This window comes from Streptomyces sp. NBC_01276, from assembly GCF_041435355.1.
GTDB lineage: Bacteria > Actinomycetota > Actinomycetes > Streptomycetales > Streptomycetaceae > Streptomyces.
The window spans coordinates 4,344,320-4,363,369 of sequence record NZ_CP108442.1 but is presented as its reverse complement, the minus strand read 5'-3'; the positions used below and the strand labels follow the sequence as shown (position 1 = coordinate 4,363,369).

The 19,050-nt window shown below is 73.5% G+C and carries 18 protein-coding genes; 10 read left to right on the top strand and 8 right to left on the bottom strand.

From position 1 onward, the window contains the following. Positions 1–115: 115 nt before the first annotated feature. The 5 genes from ilvD to OG295_RS19495 form a co-directional block, all read right to left on the bottom strand. Positions 116–1,966, bottom strand: a complete 1,851-nt coding sequence (gene ilvD, locus OG295_RS19515; RefSeq protein WP_371678020.1) for a dihydroxy-acid dehydratase — start codon at positions 1,964–1,966, stop codon at positions 116–118. A 122-nt stretch (positions 1,967–2,088) separates the two neighbouring features. After that, entirely contained in the window at positions 2,089–2,763 is a 675-nt protein-coding gene (locus tag OG295_RS19510) for a TetR family transcriptional regulator (protein ID WP_371678019.1), read from the bottom strand. After that, a complete protein-coding gene (locus OG295_RS19505) occupies positions 2,760–3,584 on the bottom strand; it encodes a sugar phosphate isomerase/epimerase family protein (protein ID WP_371678018.1) in 825 nt (274 codons plus the stop codon). The genes OG295_RS19510 and OG295_RS19505 overlap by 4 nt, the downstream gene beginning before the upstream one ends. Positions 3,585–3,640: 56 nt before the next feature. Then, entirely contained in the window at positions 3,641–4,291 is a 651-nt protein-coding gene (locus OG295_RS19500) for a class I SAM-dependent methyltransferase (protein ID WP_371681235.1), read from the bottom strand. A 51-nt stretch (positions 4,292–4,342) separates the two neighbouring features. Further along, entirely contained in the window at positions 4,343–5,278 is a 936-nt protein-coding gene (locus tag OG295_RS19495) for a Ppx/GppA family phosphatase (protein WP_371678017.1), read from the bottom strand. A gap of 62 nt (positions 5,279–5,340) precedes the next feature. Between OG295_RS19495 and OG295_RS19490 the strand changes: the two genes are divergently transcribed. Continuing rightward, the gene (locus OG295_RS19490; RefSeq protein ID WP_371678016.1) at positions 5,341–6,159 is read left to right on the top strand and encodes a hypothetical protein; all 819 of its coding nucleotides are present in this window, start codon (positions 5,341–5,343) and stop codon (positions 6,157–6,159) included. A gap of 5 nt (positions 6,160–6,164) precedes the next feature. On the opposite strand, the gene OG295_RS19485 is transcribed toward OG295_RS19490, so the two are convergent. Further along, positions 6,165–7,943: a hypothetical protein gene (locus OG295_RS19485; protein ID WP_371678015.1), complete on the bottom strand. Its 1,779-nt coding sequence runs from the start codon at positions 7,941–7,943 to the stop codon at positions 6,165–6,167. A 147-nt stretch (positions 7,944–8,090) separates the two neighbouring features. Here OG295_RS19485 and radA point away from each other — a divergent pair, with 147 nt between their 5' ends. Both radA and disA read left to right on the top strand, forming a co-directional pair. Further along, complete coding sequence (gene radA, locus OG295_RS19480) at positions 8,091–9,509, top strand: DNA repair protein RadA (protein WP_266839796.1); 1,419 nt, start codon at positions 8,091–8,093, stop codon at positions 9,507–9,509. A 199-nt stretch (positions 9,510–9,708) separates the two neighbouring features. Beyond that, positions 9,709–10,833, top strand: coding sequence for a DNA integrity scanning diadenylate cyclase DisA (gene disA / locus OG295_RS19475; RefSeq protein ID WP_030236804.1), 1,125 nt, complete (start codon positions 9,709–9,711; stop codon positions 10,831–10,833). A 206-nt stretch (positions 10,834–11,039) separates the two neighbouring features. On the opposite strand, the gene OG295_RS19470 is transcribed toward disA, so the two are convergent. After that, positions 11,040–11,777: a hypothetical protein gene (locus OG295_RS19470; RefSeq protein WP_371678014.1), complete on the bottom strand. Its 738-nt coding sequence runs from the start codon at positions 11,775–11,777 to the stop codon at positions 11,040–11,042. A gap of 223 nt (positions 11,778–12,000) precedes the next feature. Between OG295_RS19470 and OG295_RS19465 the strand changes: the two genes are divergently transcribed. From OG295_RS19465 to OG295_RS19435, 7 genes are all read left to right on the top strand, one after another. Next, positions 12,001–12,609, top strand: a complete 609-nt coding sequence (locus OG295_RS19465; protein WP_371678013.1) for a phosphatase PAP2 family protein — start codon at positions 12,001–12,003, stop codon at positions 12,607–12,609. A 28-nt stretch (positions 12,610–12,637) separates the two neighbouring features. Beyond that, positions 12,638–13,558 carry an A/G-specific adenine glycosylase gene (locus OG295_RS19460; RefSeq protein ID WP_371678012.1) on the top strand — a complete coding sequence of 307 codons (921 nt, stop codon included), beginning with the start codon at positions 12,638–12,640 and terminating at the stop codon, positions 13,556–13,558. Positions 13,559–13,785: 227 nt separating this feature from the next. After that, positions 13,786–14,346: a SigE family RNA polymerase sigma factor gene (locus OG295_RS19455; protein WP_030236813.1), complete on the top strand. Its 561-nt coding sequence runs from the start codon at positions 13,786–13,788 to the stop codon at positions 14,344–14,346. Between the two features lie 38 nt (positions 14,347–14,384). Next, the gene (locus tag OG295_RS19450) at positions 14,385–15,035 is read left to right on the top strand and encodes a hypothetical protein (RefSeq protein ID WP_371678011.1); all 651 of its coding nucleotides are present in this window, start codon (positions 14,385–14,387) and stop codon (positions 15,033–15,035) included. A 16-nt stretch (positions 15,036–15,051) separates the two neighbouring features. After that, positions 15,052–15,765 (top strand): two-component system response regulator CseB, encoded by a 714-nt coding sequence (gene cseB / locus OG295_RS19445; protein WP_371678010.1) that lies wholly within the window; start codon positions 15,052–15,054, stop codon positions 15,763–15,765. A 55-nt stretch (positions 15,766–15,820) separates the two neighbouring features. Further along, positions 15,821–17,128, top strand: coding sequence for a two-component system sensor histidine kinase CseC (gene cseC, locus OG295_RS19440; RefSeq protein WP_371678009.1), 1,308 nt, complete (start codon positions 15,821–15,823; stop codon positions 17,126–17,128). A gap of 44 nt (positions 17,129–17,172) precedes the next feature. After that, complete coding sequence (locus OG295_RS19435; RefSeq protein WP_371678008.1) at positions 17,173–18,348, top strand: LamG-like jellyroll fold domain-containing protein; 1,176 nt, start codon at positions 17,173–17,175, stop codon at positions 18,346–18,348. Positions 18,349–18,391: 43 nt separating this feature from the next. Here the strand turns inward: OG295_RS19435 and OG295_RS19430 are convergent, their stop codons facing one another. After that, positions 18,392–19,000: a M23 family metallopeptidase gene (locus tag OG295_RS19430; RefSeq protein WP_371678007.1), complete on the bottom strand. Its 609-nt coding sequence runs from the start codon at positions 18,998–19,000 to the stop codon at positions 18,392–18,394. Between the last annotated feature and the right edge of the window lie 50 nt (positions 19,001–19,050).

Below are 19,050 nucleotides of genomic sequence, written 5' to 3'. Positions count from 1 at the left end.
CGCGAAGCCCGGAAGGCGCCCCGGCGCCGAACGGCGCGAGCGACGCGTGAAGGAGGAGACGCGCGGAACCCCGCCGGGTGGTGAGCCGCCCGGCGGGGTTCCGGATGCCGGTGGGTCAGCCCAGGCGGGTGACGTCGCGGACCGCGCCCTTGTCGGCGCTGGTGGCCATCGCCGCGTAGGCGCGCAGGGCCGCGGAGACATTGCGCTCGCGGTCCTTCGGGGCGTAGACGCCGCCGAGGGCCTCGTGCCGGGCCGCCAGCACCTCGTCGGAGACCAGGAGCTCGATGGAGCGGTTCGGGATGTCGATGCGGATCCGGTCACCGTCCTCGACGACGGCGATGTTGCCGCCCGAGGCCGCCTCCGGGGAGGCGTGGCCGATGGACAGGCCCGAGGTGCCGCCGGAGAAGCGGCCGTCCGTCACCAGGGCGCAGACCTTGCCGAGGCCGCGGCCCTTGAGGAAGGAGGTGGGGTAGAGCATCTCCTGCATGCCGGGGCCGCCGCGCGGGCCCTCGTAGCGGATGACGACGACGTCGCCCGGCGCGATCTGCTTGGAGAGGATCTTCTCGACGGCCTCGTCCTGCGATTCGCAGACCACGGCCGGGCCCTCGAAGGTCCAGATCGACTCGTCGACGCCGGCGGTCTTGACCACGCAGCCGTCGGCCGCGATGTTGCCGCGCAGGACGGCGAGGCCGCCGTCCTTGGAGTACGCGTGCTGCACGGAGCGGATGCATCCGCCCTCGGCGTCGAGGTCGAGGGTCTCCCAGCGCTCGGACTGGGAGAAGGCGGTCGCGGAGCGCTTGCAGCCGGGGGCCGCGTGCCACAGCTCCATCGCCACGTCGGAGGCGGTGCCGGAGCGGGCGTCCCACTGCGCGAGCCAGTCCTCCAGGTTCTCCGAGTGGACGGTGGTGACGTCCTTGTTGAGGAGCCCGCCGCGGTGCAGTTCGCCGAGGATGGCGGGGATGCCGCCGGCGCGGTGGATGTCCTCCATGTAGTACGTGCCGCCGGGCGCCACGTTCGGGGCGACCTTGGCCAGGCACGGGACGCGGCGGGAGACGGCGTCGATGTCGGTGAGGTCGTAGTCCAGGCCGGCCTCCTGGGCGGCGGCGAGGAGGTGGAGGATCGTGTTCGTGGAGCCGCCCATGGCGATGTCGAGGGCCATGGCGTTCTCGAAGGCCTCGCGGGTGGCGATGTTGCGCGGGAGGACGGACTCGTCGCCGCCCTCGTAGTACCGCTTGGTGATCTCCACGACCGTGCGGCCGGCGTCCTCGTACAGGGCGCGGCGGGCGGTGTGCGTGGCGAGGACCGAGCCGTTGCCGGGGAGGGCGAGGCCGATGGCCTCGGCGAGGCAGTTCATCGAGTTGGCGGTGAACATGCCCGAACACGAGCCGCAGGTCGGGCAGGCGTTCTCCTCGATGCGCAGGACGTCCTCGTCGGAGACGTTCTCGTTGGAGGCGTCGACCATGGCGTCGATCAGGTCGAGCTTGCGGACGGTGCCGTCGACGAGGGTGGCCTGGCCGGCCTCCATCGGGCCGCCGGAGACGAAGACGACCGGGATGTTGAGGCGCATGGCGGCCATCAGCATGCCGGGGGTGATCTTGTCGCAGTTGGAGATGCAGATCAGCGCGTCGGCGCAGTGCGCCTCGACCATGTACTCGACCGAGTCCGCGATCAGGTCGCGGGAGGGCAGGGAGTAGAGCATGCCGGCGTGGCCCATGGCGATGCCGTCGTCGACCGCGATGGTGTTGAACTCGCGCGGGATCGCGCCGGCGGCGCGGATCGCGTCCGAGACGATGCGGCCGACGGGGGCCAGGTGGGTGTGGCCGGGGACGAACTCGGTGAAGGAGTTGGCGACCGCGATGATCGGCTTGCCGATGTCCTCGCTCGCTACGCCCGACGCGCGCATCAGCGCACGAGCGCCTGCCATGTTGCGGCCGTGGGTGACGGTGCGGGACCTCAGCTCGGGCATGCGGTTTCACTCCCCATGAGTGCGGCTGTACGGTCAGCCGCGACTGCGGATATGGCTCGGTTACAAAGCTACGCCCACCGCCCGCGATCCGGACAGCTCGTCCGGATGCCGGGACGACGGGCTCATTCCTCGGTCAGGTAGCGCTGGAGCGTGGGTGCCACGAGGGCGACGATCCGCTCCGGGTCGGCGGACGCGAGCGGCTCCACGCGGACCACGTAGCGCAGCAGCGCGATGCCGATCATGTGGGAGGCGGCCAGCTCGGCCCGCAGCGTCGGGTCCGGTACGTCGAGGTCGGCGGCGACCCGTTCCAGGACCCGGCGCAGGATCAGGCCGCGCAGCACCTTGGCCGCGGCCTCGTGGGTGAGGGCGGAGCGGATCACGGCGAGCAGGGGGGCGCGGGAGACCGGGTTCTCCCAGATGCCGAGGAAGTAGCGGGCCAGCCGTTCGCCGATGCCTTCGGGGCCGTCGCCGATGATCGCCGGGACCACCAGGGCGGGCTCCATGCTCACCTCGATGGCGGCGGCGAAGAGGTCGTCCTTGCTCCCGAAGTAGTGGTGCACCAGGGCCGGGTCCACGCCGGCCACCTTGGCGATGCCGCGGACGGAGGTCTTGTCGTAGCCGCGTTCGGCGAACACCTCGCGGGCGGCGAGGCGGATCCGCTCCTGGGTGCCGGGGCCGTCGTCGGTCTCGTCCTGGCGGGGCCGGCCGGGGCCGCGGCGGCGCTTGACGGGCTCGACCGGCTCGACCGGTTCGGCGGCGGGCCCAGACGGGCCGGCCTGGTCGGACGGCTCCGTCATGAGCGGCGCACCGGCTTCGAGAGGTGCAGGCGGGTGAAGGCCAGCGCCTCGGCGAGGTCGGCCTCGCGCTCGGCGGACGACATGGCGCGGCGGGTGTTCACCTCGATGACGACGTGCCCGTCGAAGGAGGTCCGGGCCAGGCCGGTGAGCAGCTCCGCGCAGGGCTGGGTGCCCCGGCCGGGGACCAGGTGCTCGTCCTTGGCCGATCCGTTGCCGTCGGCGAGGTGGATGTGGGCGAGCCGGTCGCCCATCCGGTCGATCATGGCGGTGGCGTCCGTACGGGCGGTCGCGGTGTGCGAGAGGTCGACGGTGAAGTGCCGGTAGTCGTCCTTGGTGACGTCCCACTCGGGCGCGTAGGCGAGCATCTCGCGGTCGCGGTAGCGCCAGGGGTACATGTTCTCCACGGCGAAGCGGACGTCGGTCTCGTCGGCCATCCGCCAGATCCCGGTGACGAAGTCGCGGGAGTACTGCCGCTGCCAACGGAACGGCGGGTGCACGACGACCGTGCTCGCGCCCAGCTTCTCGGCCGCCGCGCGGGCGCGCTGGAGCTTGATCCAGGGGTCGGTGGACCACACGCGCTGGGTGATGAGCAGGCAGGGGGCGTGGACGGCCAGGATCGGCACCCCGTGATGGTCCGACAGCCGGCGCAGGGCGTCGACGTCCTGGCTGACCGGGTCCGTCCAGACCATGACCTCGACGCCGTCGTAGCCGAGGCGGGCGGCGATCTCGAAGGCGGTCGCCGTGGACTCCGGGTAGACGGAGGCGGTGGAGAGCGCGACTTTCGGGGTGGTGGTGGTCGGGATACGGACTGGTTCTGCCACGGGGACAGATTACGGGGCCCCTGCCCCGCCGGGGCGGCCCGGCCCCGGAAGCCGTCTCAATGCCGTCGCCAGACCAGCGTGTAGCGCCAGAACAGCCGACGGCGCAGCCGGACGCCCGGCAGCAGCCGGGCGGCCTCGTGGGCGATCTCGGCGAAGGTCATGGACGCGGGCCTGGTCGGGGCGGTCATCGAGGCCGGGCGGGGTGCCGTACGCCCCTTGTTCTTGGTCCATCCCAGGGCGGCGTTCAGCGGGACCGCGACGGCGCCGAGGAGGTGGTCGCCGCGGGTCCGCGCCCGGTACACGCCGACGACGACCAGGGTCCCGCCCGGCGCGAGCCGCTCGCGGAAGTGGCCGAGGGCCTCGGTGAACGGCAGGTGGTGGAGGACGGCCACGCAGGTGACGACGTCGTACGTCCCCTCCTCCTCCAGGGCCTCCCCGACGGCGAAGGTCACCGGTGCCCCGGCGGGGGTGAGCTCCCGGGCCCGCGCGACGATCCGCGGATCGGCGTCGACCCCGTGCACGGCGGCGGCGCGCGCGGTCAGCGCCCTGGCCAGGTCGCCGCTGCCGGAGCCGACGTCCAGGGCGCGGGCGCGGCGGCGGGGCAGCTGCCGCAGGATCCACGGGTGGTAGTGGGCGTTGTGGTCCCAGGGGTGGGCGTCGTTGAACCGGCCGAGCGCCTCGATGACGCGGGGCGTCAGGATCGTGATCATCCGGCGATGATCGCCGGGGCCCCGGCGGGTGGTCCAGCCTCCGCAGGATCACGCCCCGGGGGGCAGGTGGTCCAGCCTCCGCAGGATCACTCCCTCGCGCAGGGCCCACGGGCAGATCTCCAGCTCGTCCACGCCGAAGAGGTCCATCGCGGCCTCCGCCACCAGGGCCCCGGCCAGGAGCTGGGCGGCGCGGCCGTCCGAGACGCCGGGGAGGGCGGAGCGTTCGGCGGTGGTCATCTCGGCCAGTCGCGGGACCCACTCGCCCAGGGCCTTGCGGGTCAGGTCCCGCTGCACGTACAGGCCGTCCGCCTCCCGGGCCGCGCCCGCGATGCGGGCGAGCTGCTTGAAGGTCTTCGAGGTGGCGACGACGTGGTCCGGGGCGCCGAAGCGGCTGAACTCGCCGACCGTGCGGGCGATGCTGGCCCGCACGTGCCGGCGCAGGGCCTTCACGTCCGCCGGGTCCGGCGGGTCGCCGGGGAGCCAGGCGGAGGTGAGGCGGCCGGCGCCGAGCGGGAGGGAGACGGCCGCGTCCGGCTCCTCGTCGATGCCGTACGCGATCTCCAGCGAGCCGCCGCCGATGTCCAGGACCAGCAGCTTGCCGGCCGACCAGCCGAACCACCGCCGGACCGCGAGGAAGGTCAGCCGGGCCTCGTCGTCGCCGCTGAGCACCGGGAGCTCCAGCCCGGTCTCGGCCTTCACCCGGGCGAGGACCTCGTCGGCGTTGGGGGCCTCGCGCACCGCGCTGGTCGCGAAGGGCAGCAGGTCCTCGCAGCCCTTGTCCTCGGCGGCCTGCACGGCCTCGCCGATCACCGAGACGAGGCGCTCTATGCCGTCCGCGCTGACGGCCCCGCGCTCGTCCAGGAGCTGCGCCAGGCGCAGTTGCACCTTGTGCGAGTGCGCGGGCAGCGGGCGCGCGCCGGGGTGCGCGTCGACCACCAGCAGATGGACCGTGTTCGAACCCACATCCAGGACACCGAGTCTCATGCGGGAAACGCTACTGGGCCGAACGCGGAGGAGCGGAGCAAGGGGCCCTTAGGCTGGGCTTTGTGCCAAATACGAAGAAGGCCAACAAGACCCGGTCGAAGAAGGACAAGGGCGAGGAGCCGGACGAGAAGGGGCTCGACTTCCCCCGGGCCTGGGTGGAATTCCCCGACCCCGCCGATGACGAGCAGGTCTTCCGCTGCGACCTGACCTGGCTGACCTCCCGCTGGACCTGCATCTTCGGCAGTGGCTGCCAGGGGATCCAGGCCGGGCGGGCCGATGACGGCTGCTGCACCCTCGGGGCGCACTTCTCCGACGAGGACGACGAGAAGCGGGTCGCCGAGCACGTGGCGCGGCTCACCCCCGAGCTGTGGCAGTTCCACGACGTCGGGAGCGAGTCCGGCTGGACGCAGCTCGACGACGACGGGGAGAAGCAGACCCGCCGCTGGGACGGGGCCTGCATCTTCCTGAACCGGCCCGGTTTCCCGGCCGGGGCGGGGTGCTCGCTGCACATCCTGGCCCTCAAGGGGGGCCAGGAGCCGCTGGAGACCAAGCCGGACGTGTGCTGGCAGCTGCCGATCCGCCGTACGTACGACTGGATCGACCGCCCCGACGACACCCGGATCCTGCAGGTGTCGATCGGCGAGTACGACCGGCGCGGCTGGGGCCCGGGCGGTCACGACCTGCACTGGTGGTGCACGTCGGCGACCTCCGCGCACGGGGCCGGCGACCCGGTGTACGTGTCGTACCGGGCGGAGCTGACGGAGCTGATGGGTGCGGAGGGGTACGCGGAGCTGGTGAGGCTGTGCGAGGCGCGGCTGGCCTCGCTGCTGCCGATGGCACCGCATCCCGCGGATCCGGTGCCCCCGGTGGACCGCTCCTGACGGCGTCAGGGCCCGGAGGGGGCCGGTCCGGGGGAAACCGTTCCTCCTGAGGACGGCTCCGGGGCCGGGGGGTCCGTCGGTGTGGGCGTCGGGGTCGGCGTGGGCGTCGGGGTGGGGGTCGGTGTCGGCGTGGGGGTGGGCTGCGGCGGGTCCGGGGTCGGCGTCGGCGTGGGCTGCGGCGGGTCCGGGGTGGGGGCCGGGCGGCCGCGGCCCTGGACGACGATCATCGCGCCGGCCGGGTCCACCCCGACGCGGGCGCTCCAGGCGCCGACGGGCTGGGCCCCGGCGTCCACGGTGATCCGCAGGATGACCGATTCTCCGGGGGCGAGGGTGCCCGCCGTGCGGCTCGCGCGCAGCCAGGGCGCGTCCGACCAGAGCCGCCAGTCGACGGGGCCGCCGCCGGAGGCCGTGAGGGTGAGCAGGGTGGTGGAGCCGCGGGTGGTGGCGGCGACCGTGAGCCGGCCGGGGGCGCCGGGGGCGTCCGCTCCGGGGGTGGCGGGCGGGCCGGTGCTGATCACCTCGACGGAGACGTCGGGGCCGGCGGCGCCGGGGGCGAAGCCGGGCTCGCCGGTGGTGTGCGCCGTGTTGCCGGTGTTCTCGTAGGCGGTCAGGGGGCGCCCCTCGGCCGCGTACGGGGGCGGGATCTGCGATTCGCTGGCGGAGACGCGGGTGCCGTCGGCGCCGACGGGTTCACCGGTGACGGGGGCGCCCCGGTACGCCGCCCACAGGGCGAGTACGGGAGCGGCGACGACGGTGGCGACGACGGTGGTGGTCACGGCCCGCGCCCGGAGCCGGTCGCGCCGGGCGGCGCGGTCCTTGGGGTCCATGGGGAAACCGGTCCGGTCGAAGCGCGGTCCGGGGCGCCCGCCGCGGCGCCGGCCCGAGCGGAGCATCGCGGCGTGCAGGGCGGGGCGGGGGGCCGGGACCAGCGGGAGCGCGGCGTGGACGCCGCCGGTACCGGGCCAGGGGGCGCCGGCGCCCACGCGTTCGGCGGCGCGGCGGCAGCGCGGGCAGTCGTCGACGTGGCGGACGAGTTCGGCGCGCAGGGTGCTGGACAGCAGTACGTCGCCGGGGGCGCCGTCGCCCTGGTCGCCGGTGAGGCGGGCCACGGCCGGACAGTTGCCGGTCTCCACGACGGCGAGGGCGGCGCGGGTGCGCTCCACCTCGCAGGCGGCGCCGGACAGCAGTTCGCGCGCGGCGGCGGCGGGGGTGCCGAGGACGGCGGCGAGTTCACCGACGCCGAGGCGGTGGCGGACGGCGAGTTCGAGGGCTTCGCGCTGCTCGGGGGTGGTGCCGGCGGCCTCGGGCCAGGCGAGCCGGGCCAGCTCGGTACGGCGGTGGGCGCTGACGTCGAACCCGGGGCGCTCCCCCGGAGCATGCCCGGCGTTCGTGTGCTCCGGCGTACGCCGGGCGGAATGCGCCCCCTGGCGTGCGCTCCGCCGCTCGGCCAGCCGGCTCAGGCAGCCCCAGCGGGCCAGGGCGTACAGCCAGGCGCGGCGGCCGCCCTCGTCGGGACACCGGCCGGGATGGCGTTCGGCGACGGCGAGGACGTCCCCGAGCACCTCGGTGGCGGTGTCGTGGTCGCAGAGGACGGAGAGGCAGTAGGTGAACAGTCCGTCCAGGTAGGGCTCGTGCCGGGAGGGCGGGGGCTGTTCGTCCGGGGCCGCCGGGCGGGCGGGGGCCGCCGGTGCCCCCGGGTACGCCGGGTCCGCCGAGGGCGTGCGCCCGTGCGCCCGGTGTGCGCCGGTGCGCGATGCGGGGTCTCCCTGGTTGCTGCTGTTCACCTGGCGACCGTAGGCGGCGCGCCGGTGACGCCCCGGAAGCCTTCAGCAGTTTTAGCCCTTACGGGTGAACAGATCGGTACCCCGCTGACAGCGCCCCTGACGCCCGTACGGCCGGGGCTGTCGGTGGCTGCGGTTACCGTGGGCCGCATGGCTGCTGCCCGTACCTCCCGCTCGTCCGCCAAGGACCGGCCGTCCTACCGTTGCTCCGAGTGCGGCTGGACGACCGCGAAATGGCTCGGCCGCTGCCCCGAATGCCAGGCGTGGGGCACCGTCGAGGAGATGGGCGGGGCGCCCGCCGTACGGACCACCGCGGCCGGCCGCGTCTCCGCGCCCGCCCTGCCCATCGCCCAGGTCGACGGCCGCACCGCGACCGCGCGCAGCACCGGCGTCGACGAACTGGACCGCGTCCTGGGCGGCGGGCTGGTCCCGGGCGCCGTCGTCCTCCTCGCCGGCGAGCCCGGCGTCGGCAAGTCGACCCTGCTGCTCGACGTCGCGGCGAAGGCGGCCACCGGCGACCACCGCACCCTCTACGTCACGGGCGAGGAGTCCGCGAGCCAGGTCCGGCTGCGCGCCGACCGGATCAACGCCCTCAACGACCACCTCTTCCTCGCCGCCGAGACCGACCTGTCCGCCGTACTGGGCCACCTCGACGCGGTGAAGCCCTCCCTGCTGGTCCTGGACTCCGTACAGACCATCGCCTCCCCCGAGATCGACGGCGCGCCCGGCGGCATGGCCCAGGTCCGGGAGGTGGCCGGCGCGCTGATCCGCGCGTCCAAGGAACGGGGCATGGCCACCCTCCTGGTCGGCCACGTCACCAAGGACGGGGCGATCGCCGGCCCCCGTCTGCTGGAGCACCTGGTGGACGTGGTCCTCAGCTTCGAGGGCGACCGCCACGCGCGACTGCGCCTCGTACGCGGTGTGAAGAACCGCTACGGCGCCACCGACGAGGTCGGCTGCTTCGAGCTCCACGACGAGGGCATCACCGGGCTCGCCGACCCCAGCGGGCTGTTCCTGACCCGGCGGGCCGAGGCGGTGCCGGGCACCTGCCTGACCGTGACCCTGGAGGGCAAGCGCCCGCTGGTCGCCGAGGTGCAGGCGCTCACCGTCGACTCGCAGATCCCCTCCCCTCGCCGCACCACCTCCGGCCTGGAGACCTCGCGCGTCTCGATGATGCTGGCGGTGCTGGAGCAGCGCGGGCGGATCACCGCGCTCGGCAAGCGGGACATCTACAGCGCGACCGTGGGCGGCGTGAAGCTCACCGAACCCGCCGCCGACCTCGCGATCGCGCTCGCGCTGGCCTCGGCCGCCAGTGACGTGCCGCTGCCGAAGAACCTCGTCGCCATCGGGGAGGTCGGGCTCGCCGGCGAGGTGAGGCGGGTGACGGGTGTGCAGCGGCGGCTGTCCGAGGCGCACCGGCTGGGCTTCACGCACGCGTTGGTGCCGGCGGATCCGGGGAAGGTTCCCGCGGGGATGAAGGTGACCGAGGTCGCGGACGTGGGCGACGCGCTGCGGGTCCTGCCGCGCGGCCGCTCCCGCACCCCGGCGAAGGAGCGCGCAGCGGAATAAGAGCCTCCGCACGCGGGCCGGCCCGGACCTCCCGCGGGCCCTCCCGGGCCAGGTCAGGGGACCCGCGCGGGCCTCCGTACGGACCCCCGTCGCGGCGATGCGCGCCAAGGCACGGCGGGCGCACAGCCCGCGCCGGTAGACTTTGTGCTGGTCCGCCCGGCTGTACGCAGGCGGCGCAACCCGCGACCGGAGGAGTGCAGTGGCAGCCAAGGACGGGGCATCAGCACCCGGGAAGTCCGGCGCGAGCTCCAAGCACGACGCGCTGATGCGCGCCTCGCTGAGCGCCGTCGCGCCTGGTCAGCCCCTGCGCGACGGCCTGGAGCGGATCGTCCGCGGCAACACGGGCGGGCTCATCGTCCTCGGCATGGACAAGAACGTCGAGGCGATGTGCACGGGCGGCTTCGTCCTGGACGTGGAGTTCACCGCGACCCGGCTGCGCGAGCTGTGCAAGCTCGACGGCGCGCTCATCCTCGACAAGGACATCACCAAGATCCTGCGGGCCGGCGTGCAGCTGGTGCCCGACGCGTCGATCCCGACGGAGGAGACCGGCACCCGGCACCGCACCGCGGACCGCGTCTCGAAGCAGTGCGGCTTCCCGGTGGTCTCCGTGTCCCAGTCGATGCGGCTGATCGCCCTCTACGTCGACGGGGAGCGGCGGGTCCTGGAGGAGTCCGGGGCGATCCTGTCGCGGGCGAACCAGGCGCTGGCCACCCTGGAGCGGTACAAGCTGCGGCTCGACGAGGTCGCGGGGACGCTGTCGGCGCTGGAGATCGAGGACCTGGTCACCGTCCGCGACGTGACGGCGGTCGCCCAGCGGCTGGAAATGGTCCGCCGGATCGCGACGGAAATCGCCGAGTACGTGGTCGAACTGGGCACGGACGGACGACTGCTGTCGCTCCAGCTGGACGAACTGACCGTCGGCATCGAGCAGGAGCGGGAGCTGGTGATCCGGGACTACGTTCCGGAGCCGACGGCGAAGCGTTCCCGCACGGTGGAGGAAGCGCTGCCGGCGCTGGACGCGCTGACCCATCCGGAACTGCTGGAACTGGCGATCGTGGCGAAGGCCCTGGGGTACACCGGCTCGCCGGAGACCCTCGACTCGGCGGTGTCGCCGCGCGGGTACCGGCTGCTGGCCAAGGTGCCGAGGCTGCCGGGGGCGATCATCGAGCGGCTGGTCGAGCACTTCGGCGGGCTGCAGAAGCTGCTGGCGGCGTCGGTGGACGACCTCCAGACGGTGGACGGCGTCGGCGAGGCCCGTGCGCGCAGCGTCCGCGAGGGCCTGTCCCGCCTGGCGGAGTCGTCGATCCTGGAACGCTACGTCTGACGGCACCCCGGTGACCCGGCCCCGCCAGGGGCACCTCCCAGCGTTGGCTGGGGGAGTTCGGGGCGCGGGCGCGGAGCGCCGTGCGGTGACCGGCGCGACCCCGACCCCGACGGCCGGCCGATCCGGGCGCAGCCCGGGGAACGGTGGAAGGGCGGGTAGGGGACCGATCCGCGCGGCGGCACCCACCCGCAGGCGGCCAAGAGGGGTCAGTCCTGCTTCAGGACGAAGGAGGTGCGGGCCACCGGAAGGCCCGGGGACTTCACCTCGACCACATACGTGTCAGCCGCCGGGCTCCCCGCCGGAGGCGTCTGGCACTGGTCCGGCGCGCTCAGCTTCCGGTCCCACTCCACCGCCTGCTTCGTCTCTCCCTGCGCCGGCAGCCGGAAGAACGCGTTCGCCGCGTTCGCCGGGCAGTCCGCGGAGGACCAGACGGCCTTGGCGCCCTGCGTCTGGAAGATCGTCACGACGGATTGCCGCGGACCGAGTCCGAACTTGCAGGTGCTGCCGGAGATGTTGCGGACGAGGAGTTCGAGACGCGGCTTCTCGTTCGTCTCGTACTCGTTCTTCACGCTCTTGACCTCCCACTGCAGCGCGCTCGCCGGGCACGTCGGGAGCGGGGAGTCCGCCGGCACCTGTGCCGGGGAGCCGCCGGCCGCGGAGCCTGAGCCGCCGGAGCCCGAAGCGGAACCGGAGCCGGACCCCGAGCCCGAACCGCCGCCCGTCTCACCGTTCTTGCCCCCGCCGCCCGAGGCGGCGCCCGAGTCGCCCCGTCCGCCCGGCGCCTGACTGATCGCCGGCCCGGAGCCCGAGGGGCCGGGGGTGATCGTGCGCACGGGTCCGGAGCCGTCGCCGCCGCCCTTGCCGTTCGTACTCGACGTACCTCCGCCGGAACTGACGGTCCATACGGCGAGCAGCGCCAAGAGCGCCGCGACGGACGCCAGCACGGCCCTCCGTCGCCAGTAAATGGAGGAGGGGAGCGGCCCGACCGGATTGCGCAGAGATCCCACGGACCGAACCTTACGAGAACTCGTGCCGCGATCAGCGTCCCCCATGCCGCACATCCGGCAGGTTTTGCCGATGATCATCCTGCGGGCGTACACGGGAGGGACGAGATCCGGCCAAGGTGCTGACGCCGCCGGAACGGAGGTTTGAGTACCGTCGGTGACCATGGACAGCTCTGCCCTCTACCGCGACATCACCGACTTCGCCCACTCCACGCCCTCCTGGGTGCGGTGGGCGTTCGAAGTCTGGACCGAATTCGGACTGCTGCTCTTCGGTCTGCTCTTCATAGCCGTCTGGTGGCGTGCGCGCGGGCACGGTGATCCCCGGGCGGTGGCGCTCGCCGTCCTCGCCCCGCTCGCCACCGCACTCGTCTACGTCGCCTCCGAGCTGGTGAAGTCCACCGTGAACGAGGAACGGCCCTGCCGGGCGGTGGCCGGGGCGGCCGCCTCGCTCGTCCCCTGCCCGCCGTACGGGGACTGGTCCTTCCCCAGCAACCACTCCGCCATCGCGGGCGCGGCCGCCGTCGCCCTCGCGCTGGCCGTGCCCCGCCTCGCCCTGCTGACCGTGCCCGTCGCCCTGCTGATGGCGTTCTCCCGGGTCTTCGTCGGGGTGCACTACCCGCACGACGTGGCGATGGGCCTGCTGCTGGGGGCCTCGCTGGCCACCCTCGCCGTACTGGTGCTCACGAACCCGCTGGCCCGGGTGACGGCCGCGGTCCGCACGAGCGGCACCCCCGTCGCCGTCTGGTTCACCGGGCCGGGCCGGGCGGCGTAGGCCCGAAACGTGCCAGGATGCGTCTGCCATGACTGCATCTGCCTCATCCCCCGCGTCCCCCGCCGGTCCTCCGCGCACCCACGCGCTGCACTCCCCCGTCATCGCGTGGTTCGACGAGCACGCCCGTGACCTGCCCTGGCGCCGCCCCGAGGCCGGCCCCTGGGGGGTCATGGTCAGCGAGTTCATGCTGCAGCAGACCCCGGTCAGCCGGGTCCTGCCGGTCTACGAGCAGTGGCTCGCCCGGTGGCCACGGCCCGCCGCCCTGGCCGCCGAGGCGCCGGGCGAGGCCGTACGGGCCTGGGGGCGGCTCGGCTACCCGCGCCGGGCGCTGCGCCTGCACGGCGCGGCCGTCGCGATAACGGAACGCCACGGCGGCGACGTACCGAGCGACCACGCCCAGCTGCTGTCGCTGCCGGGGATCGGCGAGTACACGGCCGCCGCCGTGGCCTCCTTCGCGTACGGGCAGCGGCACGCGGTGCTGGACACCAACGTGCGCCGGGTCTTCGCCCGCGCGTCCAGCGGGGTCGAGTACCCGCCGAACGCCACGACGGCCGCCGAGCGGCGCCTGGCCCGGGAACTGCTGCCCGACGACGAGGCCACGGCGGCCCGCTGGGCCGCGGCGTCGATGGAGCTGGGCGCGCTGGTGTGCACGGCCAAGAACCCGGACTGCGCGCGCTGCCCGGTGGCGGGCCTGTGCGCGTGGCGGCTGGCCGGGAAGCCCGCGCACGAGGGACCGCCGCGGCGCGGGCAGACGTACGCCGGGACCGACCGGCAGGTGCGCGGGAAGCTGCTGGCCGTGCTGCGCGAAGCGGTCGGTCCGGTTCCGCAGTCGGTGCTCGACACCGTCTGGAACGAACCGGTGCAGCGGGCGCGCGCGCTGGACGGGCTGGTGTCCGACGGGCTGGTGGAGCCGCTCGCGCACGGCATGTACCGGCTGCCGCAGAGCTGACCGACGAAATCCGAACGCCCCCGGTGGCCGGCCGGAGCGCGGCTCGAAGTTGACTCGATCATTCCGCTTCGGGCCGCGAAACCCCAGCTCACAGGCACTGTTACACAACCTACGGGTGTCCGTGCGCCCACCGAAGGCTGACCCGCACAGTGCCGTGACAACCCGTCCGTAACTTCGGATCCACAAGCCAGCGCATGAGCGGTTGGTCGGAACGGAGGCGGTCTGAGATGGCGCACGGCGAGGTACTCGAATTCGAGGAGTACGTACGCACCCGGCAGGACGCCCTGCTGCGCAGTGCCCGGCGCCTGGTCCCGGACCCGACGGACGCCCAGGACCTCCTCCAGACCGCCCTCGTACGCACCTACGGCCGCTGGGAGGGCATCGCCGACAAGTCGCTGGCCGACGCCTACCTCCGCCGCGTCATGATCAACACCCGTACCGAGTGGTGGCGGGCCCGCAAGCTCGACGAGGTCCCCACCGAGCAGCTCCCGGACGCCTCCGTCGAGGACGGCTCCGACCAGCGCGCCGACCGCGCCCTGCTGATGGACATCCTCAAGGTGCTCGCGCCCAAGCAGCGCAGTGTGGTGGTGCTGCGACACTGGGAGCAGATGAGCACCGAGGAAACGGCCGCGGCGCTCGGTATGTCGGCGGGAACCGTGAAGAGCACCCTGCACCGCGCACTGGCCCGGCTCCGTCAGGAACTGGAGAGCCGGGACCTGGACATGCGCGCGCTCGAACGCGGTGACCACACCATCCGTGACGAGGGGCGGGAGCGGTGCGCGGCCTGACTGGCCAAGACCCGGGCGGTAGAGGCTCTCTGGTACTGATGTCGGCGGGGACGGTCGTCCTCGTCGGCACAGTGCTGTTCGCGGCCGGCTGCTCCACCGGCGGCACGGGCCTCAAGGACGGCGGCCCCGCCCACACCGAGACCGTGTCCCGGAGCAACCAGCCGACGAGCGACGGGGCCAGCGAACCGGCCGCCACGGACCACTCCCCCGCCGCGTCCGCCGGAACGGCCAAGCGGGTCGACCCCGTGGCCCTGCTCAAGGCGGACCCGAAGGTGAGCGCCGCCGTCAAGCGCGACCTCAAGCCCTGCACGGGCCAGCAGTACCCGATCGACGTCAGCTACGGGAAGGTCACCGGGAACACCGTCGTCGACATCGTCGTCAACGTGCTGTCCTGCGCGGACGCGATGGGCCGCGGCTCGTACGTGTACCGGGCCGACGGAGGAAAGTACGAGAATGTCTTCTCGGACGAGCAGCCGCCCGTCTACGCGGAGATCGACCGCGGTGAGCTGGTGCTCAACAAACCGGTCTACGGGAAGAACGACGCGCTCGCCTACCCGTCGGGCGAGGACGTGATCACGTACCGCTGGAACGGGGAACGGTTCACCGAACAGGACCGGGTGCACACGGACTACAGCAATGTGGTCGACGGCGGGAGCCCTCCCGCCCCGGCCGTATCGCCGAAGAGCTGACGAGGTGAGGGTGGGCATGGCCGAGACCCATGTGCTGTTCGTGGAGGACGACGACGTCATCCGCGAGGCCACGACGCTGGCGCTGGAACGCGACGGCTTCGTGGTCACCGCCATGCCCGACGGACTGTCCGGGCTGGAGTCCTTCCGCGCCGACCGTCCGGACATCGCCCTCCTCGACGTGATGGTGCCCGGGATGGACGGCGTGAGCCTGTGCCGCCGCATCCGCGACGAGTCCACTGTCCCCGTGATCATGCTGTCGGCCCGCGCCGACTCCATCGACGTGGTCCTGGGCCTGGAGGCGGGCGCGGACGACTACGTCACCAAGCCCTTCGACGGCTCCGTCCTCGTCGCCCGGATCCGCGCCGTGCTGCGCCGCTTCGGCCACGCCGGCGGCCCGCAGAACGGCGCCTCGAACGCCGACGGGGCCGACGGCTCCGGTGAACGCGGGGTGCTGTCCTTCGGCGACCTGGAGGTCGACACCGAGGGCATGGAGGTCCGCAAGGCGGGCGCCTCCGTCGCGCTGACGCCGACCGAGATGCGGCTGCTGCTGGAGTTCTCCTCCGCACCGGGTACCGTCCTGTCGCGCGACCGGCTCCTGGAACGGGTCTGGGACTACGACTGGGGCGGTGACACCCGCGTCGTGGACGTCCACGTCCAGCGGCTGCGCACCAAGATCGGCCAGGACCGGATCGAGACGGTCCGGGGCTTCGGATACAAGCTCAAGGCATGAGGAACGAGGGTCATGAGGGACGCGACCGCATGAGGACCATGAGGACCGCGACCGCATGAGGCGCTTCACCCTGCGCACGGGGATCCGCTGGAAGATCACGCTCGCCATCGCCGCCGTCGGCGCGCTCACCGCGCTGGCGCTCAGCCTGGTGGTGCACAGCGCTGCCCGCGTGTCGATGCTGGAGAGCGCCCGCGAGGCCGAGCTGGAGCGGGTGCAGTTCATCGCCCGCACCGACGCCGGCCGCAAGCCCATCTGGGGCGCGAAGCTCAACGACCCCGATCTGCCCGCGGAACTGCGCGAGAAGGCCCGGTCGGGACGGCGCGGCACCTACGTCCAGGAGTCCCGCAAGGGGCCCGTGGTGTGGGCCGCCGTCCCCCTCGGCAACGGGCAGGTGCTCTCCCTGAGCCACCGGTTCCAGGAGAGCGCCAACATGGTGCGCGACCTGGACCGGGCGCTGGTGGTCGGCTCCCTCGCCGTCGTGATCGGGGGTTCGGCCCTCGGCGTGCTCATCGGCGGCCAGATCTCCAGCCGGCTGCGCAAGGCCGCGGCCGCCGCGCAGCGGGTGGCGCACGGGGATCCGGACGTACGGGTGCGGGACGCGGTGGGCGGTGTCGTACGGGACGAGACGGACGATCTCGCACGGGCCGTGGACGCCATGGCGGACGCCCTCCAGCAGCGGCTGGAGGCCGAACGGCGGGTGACCGCGGACATCGCGCACGAGCTGCGGACCCCGGTGACGGGCCTGCTCACGGCCGCGGAGCTGCTGCCCCCGGGCCGCCCGACGGAGCTGGTGCTCGACCGGGCGCGGGCGATGCGGGCCCTGGTCGAGGACGTGCTGGAGGTGGCCCGGCTGGACAGCGCGTCCGAGCGGGCCGAGCTCCAGGACGTGGCGCTGGGCGAGTTCGTCAGCCGGCGGGTGTCCACGCTGATGCCGGAGGCCTCGGTACGGGTCGTCGCGGACGAGATCGTCAGCACCGACCCGCGCCGTCTGGAGCGGATCCTCGGGAACCTGCTGGCCAACGCCGCACGGTACGGGCGGCCGCCGATCCAGGTCGACATCGAGGGCCGGGTCGTGCGCGTGCGGGACCACGGCCCCGGATTCCCCGAGGCGCTGCTGCTGGAGGGGCCGAGCCGGTTCCGGACCGGGTCGACGGACCGGGCGGGCGTCGGGCACGGGCTGGGGCTGACCATCGCGGAGGGCCAGGCCCGGGTCCTGGGGGCCCGGCTGACGTTCCGCAACGTGGCGGGCCCCGGCGAGGCGACGGGCGGGGGCGCCGCGGCGGGGGCGGTGGCGGTGCTGTGGCTGCCGGAGCACGCCCCGACGGCGACGGGCAGCTTCCCGATCGTCCAGCTGCCGGGCTGACGCGGCCGTTCGCCCGCGCACCGCGATGTTTTAGCATCCGTGCCATGACTGACGGTACGGATCGCCCGCACGGCCCCCAGCCCGACCCCGCCCCCGGGAGCGGCGGCGGCTACGGATACCCGCCGGGACGGATACCCGGCGGGTACGGCTATCCGCAGCCCGGAGAGCCCGCCCCCGGCGCCGCCTCGAACCCCTACCAGCCCGAGCCCGTACCGGGCGGACCGGCCGGCGGCCAGGGCGGCTTCGGCCCGCCGCAGGCGCAGCCCCCGCTCGCCGCGGAACCGCTCGCGCCCGCGCCCGAGCCCTTCGGTGCCGCCGCGCAGCCTGACTGGCAGGCGATGGCCGACCGCACGGAGGCGCAGCGGCGCAAGCGCAGGCTGCTGACCATCGGCATCGGCGCCCTGGTGGTCGCGCTGGTGGCCGGCGGCGCGGCCTTCTTCGTCCTGGGCGGCTCGGACGACCCGGGCAAGGGTCCCGTGACGGCCTCCTCCGGCTCCCCCGGTCCTTCCGGCTCGGCGGAGTCCCCGGACCCCAAGACCCCGGAGGACGACTCCCCGACCGTTGCGGGCGAGCCGAACCTGCTGCGCGACCGCAGCGGCAAGATGGGCATCGCGCTCGGCCCGGGTGCCTCGCTGGGCGAGCTGGCCAAGCGGACCGAGGTCAGGTTCAAGGGGGCGGCGGACTCGTACGCGCAGGGCGCCGAGGCGGCCGTGGACGTCTCGAAGAGCTTCACCGTCTCCACGCGCGCCTACAACGTGGCCGAGACCGGTTCGCGGATGGCGGTCAGCCAGGGCGACGGGGACTCGTACTCCTTCGAGCTGGGCTTCGAGGTCGTCAACGGCAAGAAGGCCTGGGTGTTCCGGGTGCAGACCGGGGACAAGGGCCAGGCCGCGACGGCCCAGCAGGTGGTCGTGGACAACGTCGACACGACGCGGACGTGGGCCCTGCTGACGGGGACGTACGACGCGGAGAAGAAGACCATCGCGCTGTGGGTCGACGACAAGCAGGCCGGTCAAGCCCAGGTGTCCGGCATCTGGGCCGGTCCCGGCCCGCTGCAGCTGGGCCGGGCCCGCCACCACGGGATCTGGAGCGCCGCGTGGGACGGTCCGCTGGACCACGTCCGGATCTTCGACCGCGCGCTGGGGCAGGAACAGATCACGGGCCTGAAGAACAACAAGCTCGACAAGAAGACCCGGCCGACGCACTCGTGGCTGATCTGATCCCGCCGGGGCCCGCGGGGATCCCGCGAGGCCCGGGGGCGTCTCAGACGCTGACGCCGACGGTGCGCAGGAAGGCGACCGGGTTGACGGCCGAGCCGTAGTTCGGGGTGGTGCGGATCTCGAAGTGGAGGTGCGGGCCGCTGGAGTTGCCGGTGTTGCCGGACAGCGCGATCTGCTGCTTCACGGAGACCTTCTGGCCGATCCTGACCTGGATCTTCGAGAGGTGCGCGTACTGCGAGTACGTGTTGTTCGCGTGCTTGATCACGACGGCGTTGCCGTACGCGGGGCCGTCGCCGCCGCCGTTCGGGCCGGCCTTCACGACGGTGCCGGCGGCGGCGGCCTTGACCGGGGTGCCGACGGGGACGGCGAAGTCCTGGCCGGAGTGCTTGTGCGACCACATGGTGCCGCCCTTGCCGAAGGTCGCGGACAGCGTGTAGCTCTTCACGGGCTTGTCCCACAGGCCCTTCGCGGCGGCGGCCCGGGCCTGCGCCTGCGCCTGGACGGAGACCTGCTCGGCGACGGCGGGGAGGGCGGCGGGGGCCTCTGCTGCGAAGGCGGCGGTCGTCCCGGCCCCGATGGCCAGGGCCGCACCGAGACCGGTGGCGGCGAGGGCGATACGGGTACGACGGGTGCTGACGCGCTTCGCGAACATGTGGAGACCTCCGGGGCCGGGGACAGGGCGTGTATCGGGCAAGAAAGGAC

What these genes read in the sequence shown, in the direction of transcription:
- ilvD (WP_371678020.1), bottom strand. Translation starts at nt 1,966, where the DNA reads ATGCCCGAGCTGAGGTCCCGCACCGTCACCCACGGCCGCAACATGGCA.
- OG295_RS19510 (WP_371678019.1), bottom strand. Translation starts at nt 2,763, where the DNA reads ATGACGGAGCCGTCCGACCAGGCCGGCCCGTCTGGGCCCGCCGCCGAA.
- OG295_RS19495 (WP_371678017.1), bottom strand. Translation starts at nt 5,278, where the DNA reads ATGAGACTCGGTGTCCTGGATGTGGGTTCGAACACGGTCCATCTGCTG.
- radA (WP_266839796.1), top strand. Translation starts at nt 8,091, where the DNA reads ATGGCTGCTGCCCGTACCTCCCGCTCGTCCGCCAAGGACCGGCCGTCC.
- OG295_RS19465 (WP_371678013.1), top strand. Translation starts at nt 12,001, where the DNA reads ATGGACAGCTCTGCCCTCTACCGCGACATCACCGACTTCGCCCACTCC.
- OG295_RS19460 (WP_371678012.1), top strand. Translation starts at nt 12,638, where the DNA reads ATGACTGCATCTGCCTCATCCCCCGCGTCCCCCGCCGGTCCTCCGCGC.
- OG295_RS19455 (WP_030236813.1), top strand. Translation starts at nt 13,786, where the DNA reads ATGGCGCACGGCGAGGTACTCGAATTCGAGGAGTACGTACGCACCCGG.
- OG295_RS19450 (WP_371678011.1), top strand. Translation starts at nt 14,385, where the DNA reads ATGTCGGCGGGGACGGTCGTCCTCGTCGGCACAGTGCTGTTCGCGGCC.
- cseB (WP_371678010.1), top strand. Translation starts at nt 15,052, where the DNA reads ATGGCCGAGACCCATGTGCTGTTCGTGGAGGACGACGACGTCATCCGC.
- cseC (WP_371678009.1), top strand. Translation starts at nt 15,821, where the DNA reads ATGAGGCGCTTCACCCTGCGCACGGGGATCCGCTGGAAGATCACGCTC.
- OG295_RS19435 (WP_371678008.1), top strand. Translation starts at nt 17,173, where the DNA reads ATGACTGACGGTACGGATCGCCCGCACGGCCCCCAGCCCGACCCCGCC.
- OG295_RS19430 (WP_371678007.1), bottom strand. Translation starts at nt 19,000, where the DNA reads ATGTTCGCGAAGCGCGTCAGCACCCGTCGTACCCGTATCGCCCTCGCC.